This window comes from Bilifractor sp. HCP3S3_D3 (assembly GCF_052063915.1).
Lineage (GTDB): Bacteria > Bacillota > Clostridia > Lachnospirales > Lachnospiraceae > Bilifractor.
Window position 1 is genome coordinate 108,640 of the sequence record NZ_JBQHWP010000001.1, and the last position, 22,863, is coordinate 131,502.

Below are 22,863 nucleotides of genomic sequence, written 5' to 3' on the forward strand. Positions count from 1 at the left end.
TAAGGAGGCAAGGCAATGACATACACATTTTCAACTGCAGGGGCGCTGATCGGAATGGCGCTCGCAATTTTTCTCATCATCCGGAAATTCCATCCGGCCTACAGCCTGATCATCGGCGCTCTGGTCGGCGGACTGATCGGCTCCGGCGGAAATCTGGGTGTTACCGTAGACTCCATGATGACCGGGGCGGGGAGCATGATTACCTCCGTTCTCCGGATCATGACCTCCGGCATTCTCGCCGGCGCGCTCATCCGGACCGGATCCGCAGAAAAAATCGCACAGGTCATCGTCCGGAAGCTTGGAAGCCGCAGAGCGCTCTTTGCGGTAGCCCTGGCCACGATGATCATCTGCGCGGTCGGCGTATTTATTGACATTTCCGTAATCACCGTTGCCCCGATTGCGCTCGCGATCGGTGAGGAAGCCGGATACAACAAGCAGTCACTGCTCCTGGCGATGATCGGAGGCGGAAAGGCCGGCAACATCATTTCCCCGAACCCGAATACCATCGCGGTTTCAGAGGCTTTTAAGATCAATCTGACCTCTCTGATCACGAGAAACATCATTCCGGCGATCTGTGCCCTGATTGTAACGGTCATTCTGTCCGGAATTCTTGCCGGAAAGAACGGCCTTCCGGTAACAGATTCGGATCTTGAATCGGCCGATTCCCGCAGCCTGCCCTCCTTTGCGCAGGCAATTGCCGGTCCGCTCACCGTAATTGTGTTGCTCGCGCTTCGTCAGGCAGGAATTACGATAGACCCGATGATCGCTCTTCCGGTCGGTGGACTCGTCTGCGCGTTTGCGACAGGCACTGTAAAAAAATTCGGCGAATTTTCCTCCTTTGGACTGGATAAGGTAACCGGTGTCTCCATACTGCTTCTCGGTACAGGTACGATTGCCGGCATTATCAAGGCATCCGCTCTTCAGGCAGATGTCGTGAATGTACTGAACTTCTTCCACATGCCCGCCTTCCTGCTTGCACCGATCGCCGGTATCCTCATGGCAGGCGCTACAGCCTCCACCACGGCAGGCGCTACCGTTGCCGCGCAGACCTTCTCCAAGGTACTCATCTCCAGCGGAATACCGGCCGTCTCTGCCGGCGCTATGATTCATGCCGGAGCAACAGTCATCGATTCCCTGCCACACGGATCCTTCTTCCATGCAACCGGCGGTGCCGTGAACATGCAGATCCCGGACCGCATGAAGTTGATCGCGTATGAGGCACTCGTCGGACTTACAAGCACTATCGCAGCTGTGATCGTATACCTCGTCGCCTGACCGGATAAATTGCTGCTCTTCGTCGCCTGACCGGATAAATTGCTGCTCTTCGTCGCCTGACTGGATCTTTCATCAATGATGTCTCTTCGTCAGCTGACTAAATCATTTATCAATTGCAGTTCTTCGTCACCTGATTGAACGAGATAAAACACGCTGCGCGAGTTTTATCTCGCTATCGCGACGCTCGCCGCACACGAATACTTCGCATTCGGCTGCGGCTCACTGTTCGCGTAAATCAAAAAAATACCTGTCCGTTCAAGGAGCATTTCTCCGGCGGACAGGTATTTTTCTTTGATGTTTTCCATCATCGCATTATTTTTTCCATTGCCTTGCCTTTTGCCAGCTCATCAACCAGCTTGTCCAGATACCGGATCTTCTGCATTAACGGATCTTTGATTTCCTGGACCTTGATTCCGCACACACTGCCTGTAATCAGATGGCAATTCGGATTCATCTGCGGAGCCTCTTCAAAAAATGTCCGGTAATCGACTTCTTTTTTCAACTGCTCCTGCAGCTCTCCTTCTCCATATCCTGTCAGCCAGCAGATGATTTCATCCACTTCTTGCCTTGTTCTGCCTTTACGCTCAGCTTTCGCCACGAGCAGCGGGTATACCTTGGAAAATTTCATGGCAAATACTTTTTCATTATCCATTTGATCCACTTCCTTCACGCACGATTTCCCATCTGGTGACGCCAGAGAGATTGTCCTGAATCACAAAATACCATCCGGAAGTCTGGAAATCAATATATATTTCTCTTTGAAAATGCCAGAAAAGCAGGTCCGTCACGAACCTGCCTTTGTCTGTTCCTATCGATTTCATATCAATTTCATATTTGTTTCAATTTCATTTTAATTTCCGGAGATATTGCTTATTTTCTTTCCTGTTCCGGAAAAATCCGCCGATCACGCCTCCCATTCCCCGAAAGAAATGGCCGTTCACCATGTCTACCATACAATTTACCATTTCCATCGAGACCAGGCCGCCGGTCATCTTCGCAATTGCGCGGAACGGCATGTTATACTGGAACATCGTATTCAGATCCGGGACACCTCCCTCTGCCTGCGATTTTTTCAGTTTCCTGTCCAGAACCTTATATATCTTTCTGGCGATGGGACTCTTCGCGTAATACATCTGGCACAGGGCATCGTTGATGCCGAGGCTTTTCTGGTTCCAGGAGCCGGAAGGAACCGGATACCCCAGTATCTCTTCATACGCCTCATCAGAGACTCTTCGGATGTCCGCCTTGTAATAGCAGCCGCATTTCTCCCTGTCATAGGGAATCCGCTCCAGATCCCCCTGCTTTTCCACCGAACATGTCAGTCGAAGATCCTGACAGCTGGAACCGACAGATATCAGATAGGTTCCGCCTTCGATTTCCCAGCGGTCCGTCATGCGGTTCCACACACGGAAGGTCTTGTCATCAAACGGGATACTCACCTTCTTTTCTTCTCCGGCCTTTAGAAAGATTTTAGCAAATCCCTTCAGCTCACGGACCGGTCGGAAAAGAGCGGAATCTTTCATTCCCACATACATCTGCACAACCTCGGCGCCGTCACGGGTGCCGGTATTTTTCAGCGTGAACCGGATTCCCGATTCTTCTACCTGCAGAGCGGAATATTCGAAGGTGGTATAGGAAAGTCCATACCCGAACGGGAAGAGCACAGGAACATCTGCGGTCTCAAAATACCGGTATCCCACAAATACGCTCTCTCGATATTCAGAATTCCGCTCAAGAGCAGGATAATACGAATACGACGGTGTATCCTCATATTTATTCAAAATGGTTTCTCCGAGGTGTCCGGATGGGTTTACCGCGCCGGTGAGCACGTCAAGCATTGCACTCGCGCCAGCCTGTCCCGGTAAATACGCGTGAAGAAGCCCCTTGAAAAGGCTGTGCCAGGGCATCTCAATGACTGATCCCGCACTGATAATTCCGACTGTGTTCCGGTTTGCTTCCTGAATCTCGCGCATCAGAGTGATCTGGTTCTGCGGAATGCGAAGATGTGTGCGGTCAAGGCCCTCAGACTCGGACTGCTCATTCAGGCCAAAGAAGAGCAACACAACATCTGCCTGTTTCGCTAGGGAAACCGCTTCCCCGATCAGGGTTGCATCCTCACTCCCATCCCTCCGGTATCCTCTTGCCGTGCCCACAACCTGAAGATCATAGCCGCCTGCGAGATCCCGGATGTTTTCTACCTTCGTCGCATTCACCATCGAGGAACCGGCGCCCTGATAGCGCGGTTCAAATGCAAAATCTCCGATGATGGCGACCCTTGTCCCGCTCTTTAATGGAAGAATCTGATCCTCGTTCTTCAGAAGAACCATACTTTCCGCCGCTGCTTTCCGAGCAAGCTGGTGGTTTTCACGGTGTATCGCGTCTTTATCCAAACAGGAAGCTTGCACAGAACCGTCATGATCATCATGATTCTGACAGACCTTTTTCGCCTCAGCGGTCAGCTCCAGCACCACATCCAACAGCTCATCGACTCTATGATCCACCTCTTCCTGTGAAATTCTTCCGGATTTTACCGCAGCCAGGAGTTCTCTGGCCGAATCAAGTCCCGGATTCGGCATCTCCAGGTTTGAGCCGTTCTTCACACCAAGAACATGATCATTGCTTGCGCCCCAGTCGGTCACAACAAAACCGTCAAACCCCCATTCCTTCCGCAGAATATCTGTCAGCAGGTGACGGTTTTCGTTCGCGTATACTCCGTTCACCTCGTTGTAGCTGGACATCATCGCCCTCGGGTGGCTCTCCTTCACCGCGATTTCAAACGCAGTCAGGTAAATCTCCCGAAGTGTCCTTTCATCGATAACCGCATTCATGGCCATCCGCCGGGTCTCCTGCGAATTCACCGCAAAATGCTTGCAGCAGGCAGCCACGCCCCGGGACTGAATTCCCCGCACTTCTGCCGCTGCCAGCTTCCCCGTCAGATACGGATCCTCGGAAAAATATTCGAAATTACGTCCGCAAAGCGGATTCCGCTTGATATTCATGCCCGGTCCCAGAAGCACGTTGACTCCCTCCGCCATGGCTTCCCTTCCCAGTCCCTCGCCGACCTCTTCTGTCAGGGACGCGTCCCAGCTGTTGCAGAGAGTCGCTGACGACGGAAAACACGTCGCAGGAACCGAGGGATTCAAACCAAGGTGGTCGCCCTCGCCGGCCTGCTTGCGGATTCCGCTCGGTCCGTCCGACATAAAGATCGACGGAATTCCGAGCCGTTCAAAATTCCAGGACTCCCATTCACTTTTCCCCGAAAGAAATGCGGCCTTCTCCTCCGCCGTCATCCGATTGACAATATCCGCGTGTTTCATAAATAAAGTCCTTTCATTCATTGTTGACAAAAAATCAATTTCTTCATGTCAGGGATCGCCGACAATTATTCCATCTCCAGTACAGTCCCGCGTTGACGGCCCTGTTTTCAGTGTATCGGATATCCGTGATCGCCGGCCGTTATTCACTCTCCAATGCAGCCGGGAGCCATCCGCGTTCCATGCACCGCGCGAAATCCCAGGCCTCCTTAAAATATTCGTCTGTCTTTTTTCTCCGGTCCCGCAGAAGCTGATAATTCCAGTAAAACCACCCCTCTGTCTCTTCCCAGGTGCGAAGCTCGGCACGGGCAAGACGCAGAAACCGCTTTCGTTTCTCCCGCTCAGGAAGCGGAACATTGATCTGGTACCTCCTTGCGTCCGGAGAGGTCGCCATTCCGGAAAGTGCCCCTCTGGTGAAATCCCTTCGAATCCCGAAGGCATATTCATTCGTGACACACCATTCTCCCACAATAACCGGCGTATACCTCTGCGCCAGCCGGATTCTCTGTTTGTTGATCGCCAGGTAGGTACGATATACCCAGGGCTTATGCACCGGAAAAAAGTTCTCCATGGCAAAAACATACATATGCGTGTCGAGACAGACGTTTTTCATCTTGTGGCGGACAAAATAGTCTCCCCACACATTCAGCCGGAACCCGTCATGAAAGACAATCGTTTTGGATTCCGGCAGATATCTGCGGATTCTGTGGTACGCCCTCCGGTAAAAATCCTTCAGAAAAATGGTAGGTACATGACCGGAGCCCTCCGCCTCCTCAAGATCCCTGGCCTTCCCTGTGGAAGGCGCCGTCAGGTATACCAGGCGGCTGATGGGCTCGTTCAAGACCTCCAGTCCGTAGAGTGCGCTTTCCTCCGCGTATCTCTTCGCCAGCCTCTCCAGAACATGCAGCACAAACTCCACCTCTTCCGGATTCTTGTGCCATTTGCATACGCCTGTAATGCCTCCGTTATCGTAACCGTTCTGTCCCCCGCAGGCCGTGTGAAGATCAATCAGAATTTTGATCTTCCACTTTTGGGCCCACACAAATGCACGGTCCAGGTATTCCAGACAGCCTTTATAGGGTTTACGATCCCCAAAGATAAAAAACGGCACCGGTATGCGCACATGGGTGATTCCATGATTGTGTAGCCATTTAAAATCCTTCTCCTGCACATAGGTCTCCCTGTGATACTTCATGCGCTGGTCCAGCTTCTCTCTGGTCATCTGCCCCGTCTGATATCCCGGATCATCAGCAGGAAGTTTCGCCCAGAACGAATTCTCCGGAATAATCCCCCAGGACGCCTCCCGGTTCAGCCATGTCTCATCCTCCGCATCCGTTCCGTCAAACATCTCCGGAGACATCCACTTCTCCAGCACCAGCCAGTTTCCCAGATTCACCCCGTGAAACGGATTGTTCTGTGTCGTCTTCTCCATTTTTCTCCTCCGGTTATTCCTGCAGGCTTTTCTTCCTCTGGTCATTCCAGATCCAGCTTCAGCAGTTTAACATGGCATATGCATATATCGCCGATGCATAGTCACTGCCGTATATTTCCCGTCTGCGGGTGTGCAGTCCGTCTCCGGCATGCGAACGGACAGCCTCGCTCTGCAAAAGGCCACCCGTTTCTACATGTGTGCCTGTATAAAGCGGTCCATCTTCTCCAGTTCCCGATCCGAGTACATCCCGTCTCCTGCATGGCCCGCATTTTTTACGATATTCAGCTTTGTCCGCCCGGTACCGATGATGCCGGATACTTTCGAATACAGATTCTGAGACTGTGTGACCGGTACCGTGAGATCTGCATCTCCATGGGAAATGTAGACGGACAGATCGGAATCCGGACGTAGGTTTTCGTCAATGTAATTATTCAGAAGCATCGGCGCCAGCTCGTCTTTACTCAGCTTCGAAATATCCTTGCGGAGCCAGTAGCTGTGGATATCGGTGTAGCCCTCCGGAAGATTTTTCTGAATCCATCCATTGGCAATCGAGCGCACGAGAGAAGAATAACCGATCTCTTTCCACTGAGCATCCAGGCTCGTGAAATCAACATCTCCATAATAGTCGATCAAAACCCGGATCGCCGGATTGACACCTTCTGCCGGTACGGAATCTCCGCCCGCAGCAGAGCTCTGTCCTTCCTCTTGTTTGCCGCTGCTTCCATCATCGGAACAGCCGTCTGATTCCCCGCTGCTTTCTCCGATATATGGCAGGCTGTTAAACTCCTCATCATTCGTCATGGCTGCGGCAATTGCCAGGTAGCCTCCTGCGGATTCACCGAATATGGCCATCCGCCCGGAATCATATCCATAGGTCCCGGCGTTTGCCTGAAGAAACCGGATACACGCCTTCACATCCTCAACTGCCCCGGGGAAAGGAGCTTCCTCTGCCAGTCTGTAGTTGACCGAGGCGCACGCATATCCATGATCCCGGAAATACCGGTACATCAACACCGCCTGCTTTGACTGGCTGTCATTTGTGACAAAACCGCCCCCGTGGACCAGAATCAGCAACGGAGGATTTTTCACATCAGAAGGAACATAAAGGTCAACATAATCCGAATCAGAAACCGAACTATATGGAATCTTCAAATAAGACTCACCGCCCGTCCATGTATCCGTGTCAGGCACACGGACATGTGGCTGAGTCAGATTATGGAAGACTGCTGCCGTTGTCTTATGCCAGATTCCCATTATCACGGCAGCCGCAATCACCACAGCAAGGAGAATGTTCCGCACCACTCTGCCCACCTTTCTTTTCTTTACATTCATCTTCTCTGCACCTCTCCATTTCTGACCTGTCAGAATTTCCTTACCCCAGAAGTTTTCCGATCAGTGAGTTCTTTTTCTTTGCCTCTTTTTCGAGATATTTCCGATTTTCTTCTTCGAAATCAAGGCCCTTCTTCTTGCAGTATGCCTGCAGCTCTGCAATCCGGTCCTGTTCCGCCTTGCGGTCCGCTTCCTCCTGCTCCCGCTTCTCTCTAACGGACGGATCCTCCCAGACGCCGCCCTCGGCCAGAACAGCCTGTTTCTGATGCTCCAGAATCATCTCCTGTTCTTTCTTCAGATTTTTCTCCACATTGAGCCCGAGAATCAGGAAAATGCTGACCGCGAAGGTAATCATGTCCACCGCCAGATACAGAAACGCAAGCACATGCTCTGTTCCAAGTGACTGTCGGTATACAACCCGCCCGGTCCATGAGGAAATATCCTGAATAGCCTTCCCGCTTGCCGGATCAGCTGCGATGCCGATGTTATTATATCCGGAGGAAGCCAACATACCGTTCAGAACGCCGTTGCAGATTCCTGCCAGTCCGACGAAAACCGCGCTGTAGATCGACATGGTAAATCCGTCACTCCGGAATCCGTTTTTCGCCTCCAGGTGATCAAGTACATCCGAGAGCAGCGCAAGAAGAACATACTGCGCCGGAATAATTCCAATTCCTTTCAGAATCACGCCGATGCATACGATCACAAAGCTGTTGACATTGAGAAACGCGACCATGCCCCCGGCAAGTGCAAAAATGAGACCAAGTAGAATTGATTTTTTCTTCCCAAGCTTATTTGCGAGCGGCCACGCAAGGAACATACCGATTACTGTCGGAATTCCTCCCACCAGTCCCAGCGTCGACATCAGAGTACCGGACATCTGTTCCGGGTTTGAGGAATGAATCACACCGTCAAACATCCACCGGACAAAAAAGCTCATAGATCCGTTTTTGAATGCCTGACCCATCTGAAAGACCAGAACAAACAGAATCATCATCCACCAGTACCGGTCATGGACACAAGCACGGATATGCTCTCTGGTGGGGATTTTCTTCTCCTGAAGATTCAGATTCTGACTTTCCTCTGTGATCCTCTCACGGGTATAATAATATTCCAACAGAACTCCGACCGCGGTCAGGATGGCCAGAAAGACTGCAAGCACTCTCCAGTGCAGGTAGCTTGCCTCCACATTCAGCCCGTTCTCATCTGTGACAAACATATAGCTCTGCAGGAGAATCGGTACAAGTATGCTGCCGCCCACACCCGCAGCTCCGACTGTCGACGCATTCGATAAAGTGGCCAGAATGCCTCTCTGGGAAGAATTCCGGGTAGAAAGAGATACCATGGAGTTGTGCGCTGTGTAATAGCAGGGATACGCTACAGCGTAATAGAGATTATAGGACACCGCAATCCAGAGAATCTGCGCCAGACCGCTTCCCTTTACCGGCGTCAGAAACAAAAGAAGAATCGCCGCCGCCAGAAGCGGGATCGACAGCAGAAGATACGGCCTCGCCTTTCCGGCTGCCGTCCTCGTCCGGTCAATGAGACTTCCCACCACGAGATTTCCCGCGATGACAAATATCACCGAAACCATGGGAAGAAGCGCTGAGAACAGACCGAATTTTGTCCATCCCAATACATCAACATAGTAACGATTCAGATACGCCGCAAAAACAGCATTTGAGATCATTGCCAGAAACGGCGCTCCCAGATATCCGAAAAACATCTCCTTAATTTTTACATTAGAAGACGTTATCCGGGTATGAAATGCAGACTTTTCAGCAATTTTCGTGATCTTCACTCTGTACTCCTTCCTCTCCTTTGACAACCGTTACGGCGTAGGTCCAGTTTCCGCTTCCCACTTCATGGCAGCTTCCGTCAGGAAGCTCTGCGCGGCAGGTTGTTCCAGCCGGAACGCGGATATGAATTTCAAATGTATCGTCGACAATTTTCCAGTCACTGACAATTTCTCCGTACGCGCCTCTGACGCTTCCTCTCGCCTGCGTGAGGAAAAACCTTCCATTATTTTCTTCATCACGGCAGATCAGAGGACGGATGCGGAATCTGCGGTACCCGGCCTCAAGCGGCTCGATCCCCGCGATTCTCCGGTAAAAGAAATCTCCCACCGCTCCGCTTGCGTAGTGGTTGAAGGACACCATGCCTCCGGTTCCGTCACCCTCCCCGGTATTACAGCTTCCGTCCTCACGAAGTGCATCCCATCTCTCCCAGATGGTTGTTCCTCCGGTCTTTACCTCATAGAGCCATGACGGACACGTATCATTCAAAAGCATGCGGAACGCCTCCTGCGGATATCCGTTATCTGCCAGCGCAAACAGCACATATGGCGTTCCCGGAAAACCTGTTCCGATATGATAACCATTTTTTCTTACCATCCGTGCCAGATGTTCCGCCGCCTTCTTCCGGTCCTCTCCCTGCAGCATTCCGTAATACAAGGGGAGTACGTATGCGGTCTGGAATTCATCCCTGACCCTTCCGTCCGGATCCATGAGAAGACTCCGGTACGCGTCAGCCGTATCCTCATGCAGCTTCCGGTATCTGCGTGCGTTTTTCTTTTTCCCGAGAGCCTCGGAAATCCGGCTCATGATTGCCGCCGAGTTCGACAGGCAGGCCGTCGCCGTATACTCACCTCTGCGCATCCATGTCCACATGTCAACTCCCGGTGCGCACCAGTCGCCGTAATGATGCAGAAGCTTCCAGATATACCGTCTCTTCCCGAGGGAAAAAAGTCCGGCCCAGAAACGGCAGGCGTCGATATATTTCACCATGACCGGATACATCTCCTCAAGGGTGGATAAATCCCCCCTGGAAAGATATTCTGCCCAGGGCACCAGGATACAGGCGTCTCCCCAGTGATCCACCGCCATCGTCACGACCAGCTCCCACTGCCAGTACACCTTGACGAAGGGGACAATCATCGGAATCCCGCCGCCCCATCTCTGCTCCGCCTTCACATCCCGCAGCCATTTTCCAAGGAAGCGCGACATATCAAAATTATATACTGCAGTCCGTGAGAAAAGAGCGATATCGCCGGTCCAGCCAAGCCGCTCATCTCTCTGCGGACAATCCGTCGGGATATCGACAAAGTTGGACTTCGCGCCCCACCGGATATTCTCCTGAAGACGGTTCAGATCCGGATTCGAGCAGGAAAAGCTTCCGTTGTCACGGATGTCGGAATACAGCGCCACTGCTTCCACCCTCAGAATCTGAGGCAGGTCACCTTCAGAAGCCGTAGGGTTCTCCGCCTCGCCGGCTGAAGTGAAGGAGGATCTCTGATGATACGCTTCAATAGCCGCAGCACAGGAAGATGAACGGATTTCCGCAGCCTGATCCGCGGCGTCAGAAAACGCCATTATTTCCGCGCCTTCGACGGCAGCATACCGAAATCCCATATAAGTGAGAGACGGCGCGTACTCCTGCACACCGTCCTTCAGAATATAAATAGCCTCCTGCCGTGCACTTCGAAGAGGCTCCCGGTACAATTCTCCGTCCATCAGAACTTCTGCATGGGTGATGGTAATCTTCTGCCCGGCACTTCCTTTCAAAAGAATGCGGATTACTCCCGCAAAATTCTGTCCAAAATCAAAAATAATCTTTCCGGATGGCGAGCGGGTGACTGCTACGGGGCGGAAAACCTCATGCGCACGCACGGGGTCTCCGTACTGTGCGATTATGTCCGGGTGAATTCTCAGTTTTTCCTCACACGCCGGATGCCATCCGTCCGTTTGATTTGCCGCGTCTGTTCTGTCTGCAGCATGACCGAGCATGGCCATGCGCCTTGCGTCAAAGAACTCGCCGTTGTAGAATTCCGCTGCGAGGAACGGTCCGTTCATGGATACCTCCCAGTCGGATCCTGTTCCGATCACTTGCTCCGATCCATCCTCAAACCAGATCCGGACCTCAGCCAGAAGCGCCTGACGGTTCGCGTAAATCCGGCAGCGTTCTTTATAGGTGTAGCGTCCGACAGCCCAGCCGCCACCGACGACCGCGGTCAGAATGTGTGTGCCACAGTTTTCAAACTGCTCCGTAAGATCATATGTCTGGTATTGAAGCTGCTTCCCATATGCCGTGAAGCCCGGGGCGAAATAATCTCCGCCGACTCTCTCTCCATCCGCATAGAACTGATATATACCCATAGCGGTGCTGTACAGCACCGCCCTTTTTACTCTCTTCGTAAGGTTCAGACATTTCCGGAAGTGCATCGGGACCGGAGAAGCCTTTTTCTCCGTGAAACGGTACGCGCCGTCAGTAATCCATCTTCCGATCCAGGGTGCTCCCATTCTTCCCGTCTCAAAGAAAAGCTCAGCCGATGCGTTCTCTCCGTGATTATCCGTGACACAAAGCTCCGCCCGGTATCTTGTAAAAGACCTGAGACTTGCGCCGCGATAAACTGCACGGTTTTCCCCAGCGAGCTTCACCGTCCAGTCTCCGACGGTAAGTTCCGCGCGGGTCTGTTTCACATCCTTTCCGGTACTCTCAAGCTCCCACCAAAACGCAGGGTTTGAGGAATCTGTCACACATCCCTCTTCCAGATTCTGCACGGTAAATGAACGAATCCTCAGCATTTATCTGCACCCCTTTCCCTCGACCGCTTCCACTCGCAGAGCATTCAGAAAATTAACACACCAATTATTTTAACATGATGGTGCTTCGTAAAGTCGTACCTGGTATTTCAACCTGAAACCAGCCGCCCTTTTCTGAGCGGCCGTTCCATTTCCGATCAGCTGCGCTTCCGCAGTCTGTTCATCTTTCATCCTTCTGTTGTTTCAAAAACCCCGCAATCAGGTAAAGCAGCATTCCGACGATCGCAATTCCTGCAAAAATGATGAACGGAATCAGTGTGTCGATCTGATCCAGCCCGGCAATCACATAGCCGATCTGATTGACCATCGGCTTAAACGAATATCCGGCCGCAAAACCCATCAGCACTGCTCCGACCAGCGGAAGCCAGCTGTTCAGCCCCCTCCGGTTCAGAATGATTGTCACAGCCTCGATCACCACTACTGCTGCCAGAGTGACAAATACCGTCGGCGTCTTGTACATGGCGCGTGTATACATGATGATGGATGCTACCGCCAGGATGGCGGCAGCCAGTGTCAGGTAAAATCCTGCTGCTCTGTTTTTCATTTTTTTACCTCCTCATCTGCGTCTGCTCCGGATGCATCCACGATCTGAACAGCCTTGAGCTTGCGTTCTTTGGTAACATAGAGTACGGCGAAGAGAACCGTCAGCGCCGCGAACAGGGCAATTCCTCCATAGATCGCCGCCTGCCACCACGGAGTTACATGCTTCAGCACGGTGGTGTGCGTAATTCCGTTCATCACGAGGCTTCCCGCCAGTGTGTGCAGCCAGTACTTGATATTGGTCTTCATCATCTTCTGGAAAGCAGTATCCTTAGCGATGAGTGCCTTTGAAGCTGCCATGGTGCCGATTTTCGATGTGTCGTAAGCAGAAGTTGTCAGGCAGTTTCCGCCGCCTGCAAAGGTGATATCCCTCCAGTTCATGTAATCGGCGCCATTGATCATATCGGTTACGACCGCGCCTTCATATCCCCACTCATTTCGCAGAATATTGATCAGCAGATTCTCGTTTGCACCTGCGAAAACCGTTCCCAGACGGTTAAAGGATGTCATTACATTTCCGGCACTGTTGGTGGACAGCACCATCTGGAATCCTCTGAGCTCGTTCTCGCGCATGCCCTGCTCATTGGAAAATACAGACATGCCGGACCGGTTTGTTTCCTGATGGTTTGCGGCCAGATGCTTCGGCTCCGCATACATACCCTTGGACTGAATTCCTGTGCACAGGCTTACCGCAAGAGTTCCTGTCAGCACGGAATCCTCTGAATAATACTCATGGTTTCTCGCGTTGTACGGCACACGGTGAAGATTGATTCCTGGAGCAATGATTCCTGCAACATTGGACCACAGGCCACCCTCTCCAAGAAGCTCACCTTCCCGGTGAACCAGCTCCTGATTAAAGGTGGCAGCCACAACCGGTTCTGTCGGCATGACATTATCCGCGTAGGTGCCGTCTTTATCTTCCGCTGTCGTATAAGTCGGGTGGTTGGTGTCGCTGTTCTTGTCCCAGCGAATATAATATCCGGCTACCTGGTCATAGGTGAAGCCGAGAGGACCGTCGTTCTGATCGGATCTTGGAAGGAGAATGGAATCAATATTCTCATTGTCATCTCCACCCTTTTCGATAAACTGGATTGCCTCATCCAGCGTGATCTCAGATACCAGCTTATCCCATTTTTCATCATTAATGTCGGTTACGCCGGTAATTTTTCCATCCTTAATCGTAACCATATCGATAAGCTTCAGACCGCTGTCCTCTCCCCAGCTCTCGCCGTCACCGTTCTCGGTAAGCTCATATTTGCTGTTTGTCAGTCCGATCATCATCTCATCGGTCGGTGTCAGAGAATCCACGGTCTTCCATCCCTTTGTCCAGTCTGCTCTGGTAGAATACTCTGCCGTGTCCGGAATCTGCTTGTTAATGTCTGCGTCCTGAAGCTGGTTGGATACGTTTTTGGAATAGGTATCGATATCCTGCTTGTCAAGATTCCAGACGATTGCATTGTCCGGGTTTGCCTTCTCATCATCCGTCGTCATCTCCAGCTTGCCGGTGGAGCCTGTCTTTTTCGCCAGCACGTTATTCAGCGCCTCATGTGCCCCGTTTCCGATGGAGAAATAATAATCCCCGGCATCCAGAACCCACGCGCCATTTCCGTCCTTTGCGGTTTCGTCATAGGACGCCATGTACTGCGGATCAAAGGAAACTGTCACATCCTCCGACGCCCCCGGCGCGAGCTCGGACGTCTTCGCAAAGCCGACCAGCTGAATCGCTGATTTTTCCAGGCCTCCCTCTGTGTATGGTGTCTGTACATAGAGTTCCACCACGTCCTTGCCGGCAGTCTTTCCGGTATTGGTAACGGTAACGGAGGCGCTTCCCTGATCTCCCAGAGATACGTCCACGCTGTTCAGTTTCTGTTCAAAGGTCGTGTAAGACAGTCCATATCCGAAGGGGTATGAAACCTCATTCTGATAATCCCAGGCATCTCCGGTAGAAGACCCCGCCTTATCATCCGCATTGCCCTGACCGAGCATCTGATCCTCATAACGGGTTTCATAATACTTATAGCCGTCGTAGATTCCCTCGGTCTCAACCGCGAACCAGTCTGCCTTATTGTCCTCGGTCAGCGTGCCGCCGTTGTTGGATGCATTCGTATAGGTATAAACCCCGAAATTCTGCATTGCAGGAGAGGAAACCGAATTCACCGCATAGGTATCTGTAATTTTTCCGGATGGATTTGCATCTCCGTCCAGAGCATCTACAACTCCGAGGAATCCGTACATTCCGGGTTCTCCCGCCCATACGATCGAATCAATATCCGGATCCTTCTTCAGCGAATCAATTTCCATCGGATTGTCCGCATTCAGAAGAACTACAACCTTTGTGCTGTGCTTCTTTGCGAGATCTATCATGGACTTCTCATAATCTGACAGAGCAAGCGGACGCTCAAAAGAGTCGCCCTTTGTGGCATTCTTCATCCCCGGCTCATAGTCTGCAGCCTCGGAAGAGTCTCTCGAGATCACGACAACTGCCGTCGTATCATCGGCGCTGCTCAGCGTATCCTCCGTATAGAGATCGGCCGGAATCTCTCCGACCGGATAAGCCGCCGGTGTCTCATAGGTCGGTGTGAATGCCGGCATCAGGCCGTGCCCGGGCTGTCCGAAACCGGTTCTCATGTACTCAGACGCCTCTTTGCTCGAATACAGGTCAATGAAGTTCTGATTCAGCGTGAAGCCCTTCTGGGTGAACGCCTGCTCCAGGTCCACCGGAACCTGCCCGTTCTTTGTGTCGGATGCTGTTGAGGATCCAATCATGCCGCCCAGCGTCGGATAATGTGAATTCATGCCCCAGAGCGTAATCTTTTCATTCTTTGCAAGCGGAAGTGCCGCATTGTCATTTTTGAAAAGTACAGTTCCCTCGCCGGCGATCTCCTCGGCCAGCTTTACCTTCGCATTGTACATATCCTCCAGCGATGAAAATTCGGAGTCATAGTACATGCTGTCTTCTGTAGAAGAATCGACCATCTTCTGACTGGCGGTTCCCAGTCTCGTATTGATAAAGGCTGCATTTGCGTTTGCAACGGTTGAACCGGCAACCAGAATTGCCATTACGGTCGCCGACACGCCGGTAAGTCCCCGCCATGCTCTGGCTGATTTTTTCCTTTTCATTCTCTACCTCCCTGTACATAAAAAAACGTCCGCGCGGATTTGTGTTCCATGCTTCTCATTATAAAGAAGAAACGGAACCAAATCCTTTTTTAGCGCGAACGGTTCATTTTTTAGCATAATCGGTACAAAAACGCACGTACCTGTTGAACGAGATAAAACACGCTGTGCGAGTTTTATCTCGCTATCGCGACGCTCGCCGCACACGAATACTTCGCATTCGGCTGCGGCTCACTGTTCGCGTAAGTAAAAATGCAGGACTGCGCAGCACGGAGCAGGTCTGCATGTGACCGGCTTCGTCTGCCTGTCGCGGCGTTTGTGCCGCCTGCACGTCACTTCGGCTTTTTACACGATTTCCATCTCCAGGTCCCGGCTTCTCTCTTCATCTCTGCAGGTCAGCCTCAGTGTGCCGCTCTCACCGGCGCGTACAATCGCGAGTGCTTCTCCGTAATACGTGGAAACTGTATCCTGCAGATACCCTTCCGGATTGTAGGGGCAGGCATTCCCAAGTGCCTTAAGTTCCCCGTTTTCCACCTCGATATGCACTCTGTGCTTTTCCATCGGCTTCCAGATGCCGTCCCTGTCGGTGTAACGAATGCGGAAATAGCAGAGCCTTCCGGCCTGTGCGGTGAGCCGTTTTCCCGTCAGATCCGGAGTATCGCAGCCGGAAATCCGCTCCATGGCAGCTTCCGGTATCACCTGAAGAGTCGTTTCCTCCTTTGCGCTTTCCAACCGGCAGGTTCCGATGCGGTTGTCATCACCGTTATAGGCAACGGCGCGAAGCACTCCGTCCTCATACGGAACCTTGAATCTGGCAATGCAGTTCCCGTGCAGTCTTGCGGCTCCGACCTTTCTGTCGTTCAGAAAAAGCTCCACACGCTCCGCCCTGGCGTACACCTCGATCTCTGCCTTCTTTCCGGTGCAGCCTCTCCAGGACCAGCTTTCGATGGCATCCGACATCTTCCATGCAGAGGGGGTATGCCTGCCGTTCTGATAGACCGGCTTTACGGCGATAAACGGGCCGGTCTCCTGCTCGAGGGCGACCCGGGTCCAGCTGGCCTCGCCGATTGCTTTTCCCGTAAGGTCCACTCTGCCGCTTCCCGCGGAAATCCATCCCGCCGGATCCGCGTCCTTGGGTGCGTAATCCTCGTATTCCCAGGAACCGATTCCCGCCTCGCCGAGGTAATCCATGCCTGCCCACACAAAATCACCGACGATACGCGGGTTCTTTTTCGCCAGATTCATAAAATCATGCGCATCGTTGCAGAAGGTCTCACTTCCGAGAATCAGCCGGTCCGGATACTTCTTCAGGTCGTGCCGGTAGCGGTAAATGCCGTAATTGTAGCCGGCAACATCCATCGCGGCAAACGCATCCCTCGTCTTGACATCGCAGCCGTGAAGCGTTGCGCCGAGCTTCATCGTCTTGTCACCGAGAAGGCCCGCCATCTGATTGTAGAACTCGCTGCCGACCGTCTTCTTTTTCTTCCGTTCCTTTCCCTGCTCTGCTGCCTTTTCTGCGGCGGCCGCCTCTTTTGCCGCCTTCTCATCGCTGTACACGCCGAAGCCCATCGCATACATCAGATTAAAGAAGATATTGACGCCGCAGGTGACCGGGCGGGAGCCGTCCAGTCTGTGAAGATATTCCGTCATATCCCGGGTCAGCGCAATGCCTCTCTTCTCGCCGGTTTCCGCCACCTCGTTTCCTGTAGAATAGAGAATTACAGACGGATGGCAGTAATCTTTATCCACCATATCACGCAGATCTGCGCGATACCATTTTGTCATCTCTCCGGCATAATCAAATCGCGTCTTGTGGATATACCAGCAGTCCACATATTCATCCATCATCAGCATTCCCAGCCTGTCGCATGCCTCAAGCAGATATTCCGAAGACGGATTGTGCGCGCTGCGAATGGCGTTGTAGCCGTTTTCCATCAGAATCCTTACTCTCCGCTCTTCGGCTTCCGGATAAGTTTCCGCGCCCAGCAGCTGATTGTCAGAATGAATGCAGCAGCCCTTCAGAAGCAGCCGTTTTCCATTCATCTGCATACCGTGCTCTGCGTCCCAGGAAAGCTCGCGGACTCCAAAGGTCACCTCACTGGTGTCATCCGCAAACCTTGCGCGGCACCGGTAAAGCTCCGGGCGCCCCGGATTCCAGAGTCGTGCCCGGTCGATTGAAATGTGGAATACTGCCTCAAAATGTTCCGCAGCCCTTCTGTCTTTCTCTGTGTGAATTCCTGCCGTTGACTCTTCCGCTTCATCGGAAGCCCCACACACAGCTTCTTCATCAGGAGAAACCACAGCGGACTGCTCTTCTGCATATGCAGCTTTTTTTCCGTCCGGATCCGTCATTTGCAGACTGACCATACCAGCGGCACTGGTCCGCACACGGACCTCAACCTGCGCTTTTCCGCAGGTATGCTCGCTGTTGTAATCACACACTGACACCGTGCGAACCTTCAGGCCATATAACGGAATATAATCGGACTCTCCGACATACATCCATACCGGCCGGTAAATTCCGCTGCCGCTGTACCAGCGGCTGTTCGGCTGATCCGCATTATGTGCCACAACCCGCACTTCATTTGAGGCGCCATAATGCAGATAAGCTGATATTTCTGTCTGGATCTGCGTGTAGCCGTACGGACGCGACACCGCCTTGCATCCGTTTACGAAGATCTCAGCATTCCGGTAGATTCCCTCAAACAGGAGGAACACGTTTCTTCCTTCAAAAGACGCTGGCACTTCGAAGCGATGAACATATTCATAATCGCCTCCGGCAAACCAGCCGACATTAAGCATTCCCGCGCTCTCCCCGGATCTTTTCTCGCGAAGCATGGCGTCATATGGGAGCCGGACCTTTATCCCTTCTTCGCTGCTTCCCAGATGTTTTACCGTCCAGTCATTGTTAAAATCGTATCGGATCATGATCTGCCTCCTGAATTTTTATTTACGCGAACAGTGAGCCGCAGCCGAATGCGAAGTATTCGTGTGCGGCGAGCGTCGCGATAGCGAGATAAAACTCGCGCAGCGTGTTTTATCTCGTTCTGTATTCCCGACTTCCGCCTCTGTTTTCACTTCGGCTGTCCCAGGAATCATCCTCTCCAGACAGCCTTGTCATGCGGAAACCCTTATCTCACATTTTCAAGCCTACCACAAAAAAGGATAAAAAAAGACAAATGACGCAAATGGTTCATTTTTTTGCGTCATCTGTCTGTTTTCACTTCCCGTGATACTCCCGGCGCGGTCCACATGTCAGCCGCACTCTCCTCCGGTCACGCCTCGTTCCTGTCGGTCAGATTTCCCTGCGGCTCTGTGTGCCCGGCAGAAGGATGTGAAGACTGAACCATCCATCCTTCGCGCTAACCGTCAGTGAACCTCCGTATTTCTCCACCGTGGAGCGCATACTCTTGACTCCGAATCCGTGGTAAGCGTGGTTCTGTTTGGTTGTCACCGGAAGGCCGTTTCGAAAACTGACCGCACCGCTGAAGCGGTTGAGCAGCGTGATATTGACAAAGTTCTTCTGCCTCGCAATCGTCAGATGAATCAGTCTCTCTTTCCTGTCCGGTATCTGCTTTGCCGCCTCGATGGCATTATCCAGGGCATTTCCGAACAGGGAGCTGATGTCCATGATCGACATAAAGCTCAGCGCCGCGCCGTCCGCCACAACGGTAAATTCCACATGATATCTCTGACAAGCCATGGCCTTGCTGGTCAGGATCGTATCCAGGACCTCGTTGCCGGTCTTATTCTGCGCCTCGTACAGCTTGATCTCCTCCTCCATCTTGTCAAGATACCGTACTTTTTCCTCAGAATTGATGCCGTCCCTCAGAATTGCGATCTGATGCTTGAGATCATGATATTTCTGATTGACAAGATCCACACTCTCCCGCGAGGTCTGATAATTGGAATATTGAAGCTGAAGAATATTCTGCATGGTCTGCAGTTCCATCTGCTCCTGTGCCTGGTGCAGCACAATGGAATAAAAATAAAGAACAACAACCCCGGCAAAATCCACAACGGTTCGAAGCAGCAGAATTTCCGATGTATATCGTGCGGTAAAAGGTGCCCTCTGGAGAACAAAGCTGATATCACTCATGAAATACACCGCGCCGATGATCAATATCTCCCCAAGAAGTGCATGTCCATGTAATTCCAGCTGTTCATACCTTCCGGACCGGCTGTCATATTTCCTCTCCAGCGCGGCAGCCAGAACGAATACACCGGCATAGGTCGGCAGCATAAAGATCAGATTTGTCAGCGGATTCAAGGCAACCCTTAATTCTGTCAAACCGAAATAATAAAGCTGCCATTCCAGAGAAGCCGCAAACTCTCCCAGAATAAAGGCGCGAAGTGTATCAAAGAGACAATTCTTCCAGTTCATCTCTGTCAGCCAGTAAAAGCCGAGAAAAATCTGAACAATGGTACCCATTACAACCGGAAGGAATAACGGAAGAGGGGGATTCTTCGTCACCGTCATGTAAAAAATGAGAAATCCTCCCATTCCCAGAAAAATCAGATTCCCCTTCCAGCCCTTTCTCCGGGCCGGCCGGTAATGACTGATGATTGCAAAAGCAATCATATAGGTGATTGCATAATAAATTCCCGGTGTGTCCTTAAGATCCGGCAGGACATTTCCGGAAGCAGTACGAAACAGGAGCCCGTATACATCCATCCCGTTACCTCCCTGTCTCCGCCATGTACTGATTCAAAGCATCCATCAAAGGCTTTTTCCTGGACCGGCTCACCTGCAGACGGTCCTCCCCGATCTGAACATCATTCCCGACGATACCGTCTACATAAGCCAGATTAATCAGAAAGCCCTTGTTACACTGAAAGAAATACTCGCCGGATAGTTCCTTTTCCACCTCCTTCAGCGCGCCTCTTGAGGTTATCTCTTCTGAAACCAGATGAAAAATCAGTTCATGGTTCATGACTTCAATGTAACGGATGGAAGAAGTGGAAATCCGCCGCATCCCGCCCTTGACACTCAAAATCACGTACTTATTCTGGATTGTCTTCCTTCTTCCCAGTGCACGTGTAATGGTCTCCGAAAAGGAATAGTAGGAAACCGGCTTCAGAATATAATCCAGTGCGCCGACCGTATAGCCCTTGATCGCGTACTGAGGCATATTGGTAATAAAAATGATGCAGACCTCCGTATCCGACTTGCGGATCTCCTGCGCCGCCGTCATCCCGTCGACAAATGCCATCTCAATATCCATCAGAATAATATCGTAATCCGGTGTATACGGATTCAGAATTCCGTCTCCATCGGAGAATTCCCGGATGGAAAAAACTTCGCCATGCTCTCTTCCGTACTGTTCCAGATATCCGCGGAACTCCCGGCGGTAATTCTCATCATCCTCAACAATCGCAATTCGAAGCATCTCCTCATCCTCTCCCGACAAAATCACGCATACATTTTTCATCCGCTGACATACCTGTCAAAAGGATGCTTGCAGATCATGAACTCCAACCCTGCAATCATCCTATCGCATTCTGCCTGATTTTACATCCCTTTAACGCACAATTGTCCTCGTCAGGCTGTAAAATTCCTGCCTTCCCGAACCCGCTGCTTCACAGCCTCCATGCAGTACACACGGAAGCGGTAAAGCAGCGGGTAGCCGCAGACACCTATCCCGTACGTATATAGCGTTGCAGATAGCATGGTCATTTACCGGATGTCCAGCTCCGGCGGTTCATCGAGATGCTCCGACACATACTTCCCGTCCTTTTTTCTCTGCTTTACGCATTCCGTCAAAAGATACTCGATCTGCCCGTTCACCGAACGAAAATCATCCTCCGCCCAGGCTGCGATCGCGTCATACAATTTTTCATTCAATCGAAGCGGTACCTGCTTCTTCGCCATCTGCTCACCTGCTTTCTGTCTACCATATCCGGAAACTGTTTGCTCACACCCTTCAGAAATATATCCTGGTTTTTGGGCTGGCAGGTTTTCCACCTGCGGGTGGAAACGGTTTGTTCGCGCAGCACGGTTATGGTCAGCCTTATACGAAACTATCGTAAAAAACCTCTCAGCACGTCTCAAAAGGAAGCGGCGGCCTTCGCCAGACCATACTAACCCGGAATGGCAGCGCCGCCGCATTCATCATTCAGTTTCAGTACAGGCTTCCCGAATTCACAACGGGCTGTGCGTCATGGTTGCCGCACAGAACCACCAGCAGGTTCGACACCATTGCCGCCTTCCGTTCCTCGTCGAGATCCACCACGCCGTTTTCCTTCAGCCGCTCCAGTGCCATCTCAACCATACCGACCGCACCGTCCACGATCATCTTTCTCGCGTCAATCACTGCGGAAGCCTGCTGTCTCTGAAGCATCACCGCGGCGATCTCGGGAGCATAAGCCAGATACGTGATTCTCGCTTCTTCAATCACAAGTCCGGCATTTTCCACCTTTTTCTGAATCAGATCGCGGATTCTGTCCGCCACAACCGTCGTAGACCCGCGAAGACTTCCGTCGTCAGCCTGTCCGTCACCGGTCGTATCGATATTCGGTGCCACATCATACGGGTAAATCTTCACGATATCCCGCACCGCCGCATCTACCTGGAGCGACAGATATTCCTTATAATTATCGACATTGAAAACTGCCTTCGCTGTGTCACTGACTCTCCAGATCACTGCCACGCCGATCTCCACCGGGTTGCCAAGTACGTCGTTGACTTTCTGCTTCGCATTATTCAGGGTCATCGCTTTCAGAGAAATCTTCCAGTTCGCCGGCTCCTCTGTCTTGTTCACGGAAGAAAGCGACAGCTGAATCCCATGGGCCGAAGCGTTCTCATTCACATCTCCGCTCTGTCCCAGCCTTGTCTTCGCGGCTGGATTTACTGACGAGCAGAAAGGATTCACATAGTAAAATCCATCCGTCTTGATCGTCCCGATATACTTGCCAAAAAGCGTCAGCACAAGCGCTTCCTGCGGCTTGACAACCTTCAATCCCATGCAGAAGATCCATCCAAGTCCCCACCACAGAATCGCCGGAAGGAAGGCCGGAAGAAACAGAGAATCCTCCGTTCCAAGCTTGATTCCCGTCACAAACAGAAAAACAGACGCCACATACAGTGCAACCAGTAGCAGCAAAACAGGCATCCCATTGTTCTTCTTCACCAATTGCTTCTCTTCCATAACGTTTTTCCTTTCCGCCCCCTAAAAAAGGCTTCCGGGCAATCGCGGCCCGAAGACGATATTTATTTGATATCATAATGATATCATATATTGTAAAAATGTCAATA

Annotated in this window: 14 protein-coding genes; 1 reads left to right on the plus strand and 13 read right to left on the minus strand. The window is 51.8% G+C overall.

Features of this window, described 5'->3' with window-relative positions:
* Positions 1–15 precede the first annotated feature (15 nt).
* On the plus strand, positions 16–1,275 hold the full coding sequence (locus ACTNDI_RS00450) for a GntP family permease (RefSeq protein ID WP_441098792.1): 1,260 nt from the start codon (positions 16–18) through the stop codon (positions 1,273–1,275).
* A gap of 304 nt (positions 1,276–1,579) precedes the next feature.
* Here the strand turns inward: ACTNDI_RS00450 and ACTNDI_RS00455 are convergent, their stop codons facing one another.
* From ACTNDI_RS00455 to ACTNDI_RS00515, 13 genes are all read right to left on the minus strand, one after another.
* Positions 1,580–1,927: a DUF2200 domain-containing protein gene (locus tag ACTNDI_RS00455; protein ID WP_441098793.1), complete on the minus strand. Its 348-nt coding sequence runs from the start codon at positions 1,925–1,927 to the stop codon at positions 1,580–1,582.
* A 193-nt stretch (positions 1,928–2,120) separates the two neighbouring features.
* The gene (locus tag ACTNDI_RS00460; protein WP_441098794.1) at positions 2,121–4,592 is read right to left on the minus strand and encodes a glycoside hydrolase family 3 C-terminal domain-containing protein; all 2,472 of its coding nucleotides are present in this window, start codon (positions 4,590–4,592) and stop codon (positions 2,121–2,123) included.
* Between the two features lie 139 nt (positions 4,593–4,731).
* Positions 4,732–6,021, minus strand: a complete 1,290-nt coding sequence (locus tag ACTNDI_RS00465) for a glycoside hydrolase family 5 protein (protein WP_441098795.1) — start codon at positions 6,019–6,021, stop codon at positions 4,732–4,734.
* Positions 6,022–6,210: 189 nt separating this feature from the next.
* Positions 6,211–7,353 (minus strand): alpha/beta hydrolase fold domain-containing protein, encoded by a 1,143-nt coding sequence (locus ACTNDI_RS00470; RefSeq protein WP_441098796.1) that lies wholly within the window; start codon positions 7,351–7,353, stop codon positions 6,211–6,213.
* 40 nt (positions 7,354–7,393) lie between these two features.
* Entirely contained in the window at positions 7,394–9,151 is a 1,758-nt protein-coding gene (locus tag ACTNDI_RS00475) for an MFS transporter (RefSeq protein ID WP_441098797.1), read from the minus strand.
* Positions 9,129–11,933: a family 78 glycoside hydrolase catalytic domain gene (locus ACTNDI_RS00480; protein ID WP_441098798.1), complete on the minus strand. Its 2,805-nt coding sequence runs from the start codon at positions 11,931–11,933 to the stop codon at positions 9,129–9,131. Before ACTNDI_RS00480 ends, ACTNDI_RS00475 begins: the two co-directional genes overlap by 23 nt.
* Positions 11,934–12,111: 178 nt before the next feature.
* Complete coding sequence (locus tag ACTNDI_RS00485; RefSeq protein ID WP_441098799.1) at positions 12,112–12,495, minus strand: hypothetical protein; 384 nt, start codon at positions 12,493–12,495, stop codon at positions 12,112–12,114.
* On the minus strand, positions 12,492–15,611 hold the full coding sequence (locus tag ACTNDI_RS00490) for a glycoside hydrolase family 3 C-terminal domain-containing protein (RefSeq protein ID WP_441098800.1): 3,120 nt from the start codon (positions 15,609–15,611) through the stop codon (positions 12,492–12,494). Before ACTNDI_RS00490 ends, ACTNDI_RS00485 begins: the two co-directional genes overlap by 4 nt.
* A gap of 342 nt (positions 15,612–15,953) precedes the next feature.
* Positions 15,954–18,536 carry a glycoside hydrolase family 2 TIM barrel-domain containing protein gene (locus ACTNDI_RS00495; RefSeq protein WP_441098801.1) on the minus strand — a complete coding sequence of 861 codons (2,583 nt, stop codon included), beginning with the start codon at positions 18,534–18,536 and terminating at the stop codon, positions 15,954–15,956.
* A 367-nt stretch (positions 18,537–18,903) separates the two neighbouring features.
* On the minus strand, positions 18,904–20,283 hold the full coding sequence (locus ACTNDI_RS00500; protein ID WP_441098802.1) for a GHKL domain-containing protein: 1,380 nt from the start codon (positions 20,281–20,283) through the stop codon (positions 18,904–18,906).
* Positions 20,284–20,287: 4 nt separating this feature from the next.
* Positions 20,288–21,040, minus strand: coding sequence for a LytR/AlgR family response regulator transcription factor (locus ACTNDI_RS00505; RefSeq protein WP_441098803.1), 753 nt, complete (start codon positions 21,038–21,040; stop codon positions 20,288–20,290).
* Positions 21,041–21,285: 245 nt separating this feature from the next.
* Positions 21,286–21,480, minus strand: coding sequence for a PTS ascorbate transporter subunit IIC (locus ACTNDI_RS00510; protein ID WP_441098804.1), 195 nt, complete (start codon positions 21,478–21,480; stop codon positions 21,286–21,288).
* A 250-nt stretch (positions 21,481–21,730) separates the two neighbouring features.
* Positions 21,731–22,756, minus strand: coding sequence for an SPFH domain-containing protein (locus tag ACTNDI_RS00515; protein ID WP_441098805.1), 1,026 nt, complete (start codon positions 22,754–22,756; stop codon positions 21,731–21,733).
* Positions 22,757–22,863 lie beyond the last annotated feature (107 nt).

Excerpts from the sequence above, each read along its gene's own strand:
- ACTNDI_RS00450 (WP_441098792.1), top strand. The coding sequence starts at position 16 with ATGACATACACATTTTCAACTGCAGGGGCGCTGATCGGAATGGCGCTC.
- ACTNDI_RS00455 (WP_441098793.1), bottom strand. The coding sequence starts at position 1,927 with ATGGATAATGAAAAAGTATTTGCCATGAAATTTTCCAAGGTATACCCG.
- ACTNDI_RS00460 (WP_441098794.1), bottom strand. The coding sequence starts at position 4,592 with ATGAAACACGCGGATATTGTCAATCGGATGACGGCGGAGGAGAAGGCC.
- ACTNDI_RS00465 (WP_441098795.1), bottom strand. The coding sequence starts at position 6,021 with ATGGAGAAGACGACACAGAACAATCCGTTTCACGGGGTGAATCTGGGA.
- ACTNDI_RS00470 (WP_441098796.1), bottom strand. The coding sequence starts at position 7,353 with ATGAATGTAAAGAAAAGAAAGGTGGGCAGAGTGGTGCGGAACATTCTC.
- ACTNDI_RS00480 (WP_441098798.1), bottom strand. The coding sequence starts at position 11,933 with ATGCTGAGGATTCGTTCATTTACCGTGCAGAATCTGGAAGAGGGATGT.
- ACTNDI_RS00485 (WP_441098799.1), bottom strand. The coding sequence starts at position 12,495 with ATGAAAAACAGAGCAGCAGGATTTTACCTGACACTGGCTGCCGCCATC.
- ACTNDI_RS00490 (WP_441098800.1), bottom strand. The coding sequence starts at position 15,611 with ATGAAAAGGAAAAAATCAGCCAGAGCATGGCGGGGACTTACCGGCGTG.
- ACTNDI_RS00495 (WP_441098801.1), bottom strand. The coding sequence starts at position 18,536 with ATGATCCGATACGATTTTAACAATGACTGGACGGTAAAACATCTGGGA.
- ACTNDI_RS00500 (WP_441098802.1), bottom strand. The coding sequence starts at position 20,283 with ATGGATGTATACGGGCTCCTGTTTCGTACTGCTTCCGGAAATGTCCTG.
- ACTNDI_RS00505 (WP_441098803.1), bottom strand. The coding sequence starts at position 21,040 with ATGAAAAATGTATGCGTGATTTTGTCGGGAGAGGATGAGGAGATGCTT.
- ACTNDI_RS00510 (WP_441098804.1), bottom strand. The coding sequence starts at position 21,480 with ATGGCGAAGAAGCAGGTACCGCTTCGATTGAATGAAAAATTGTATGAC.
- ACTNDI_RS00515 (WP_441098805.1), bottom strand. The coding sequence starts at position 22,756 with ATGGAAGAGAAGCAATTGGTGAAGAAGAACAATGGGATGCCTGTTTTG.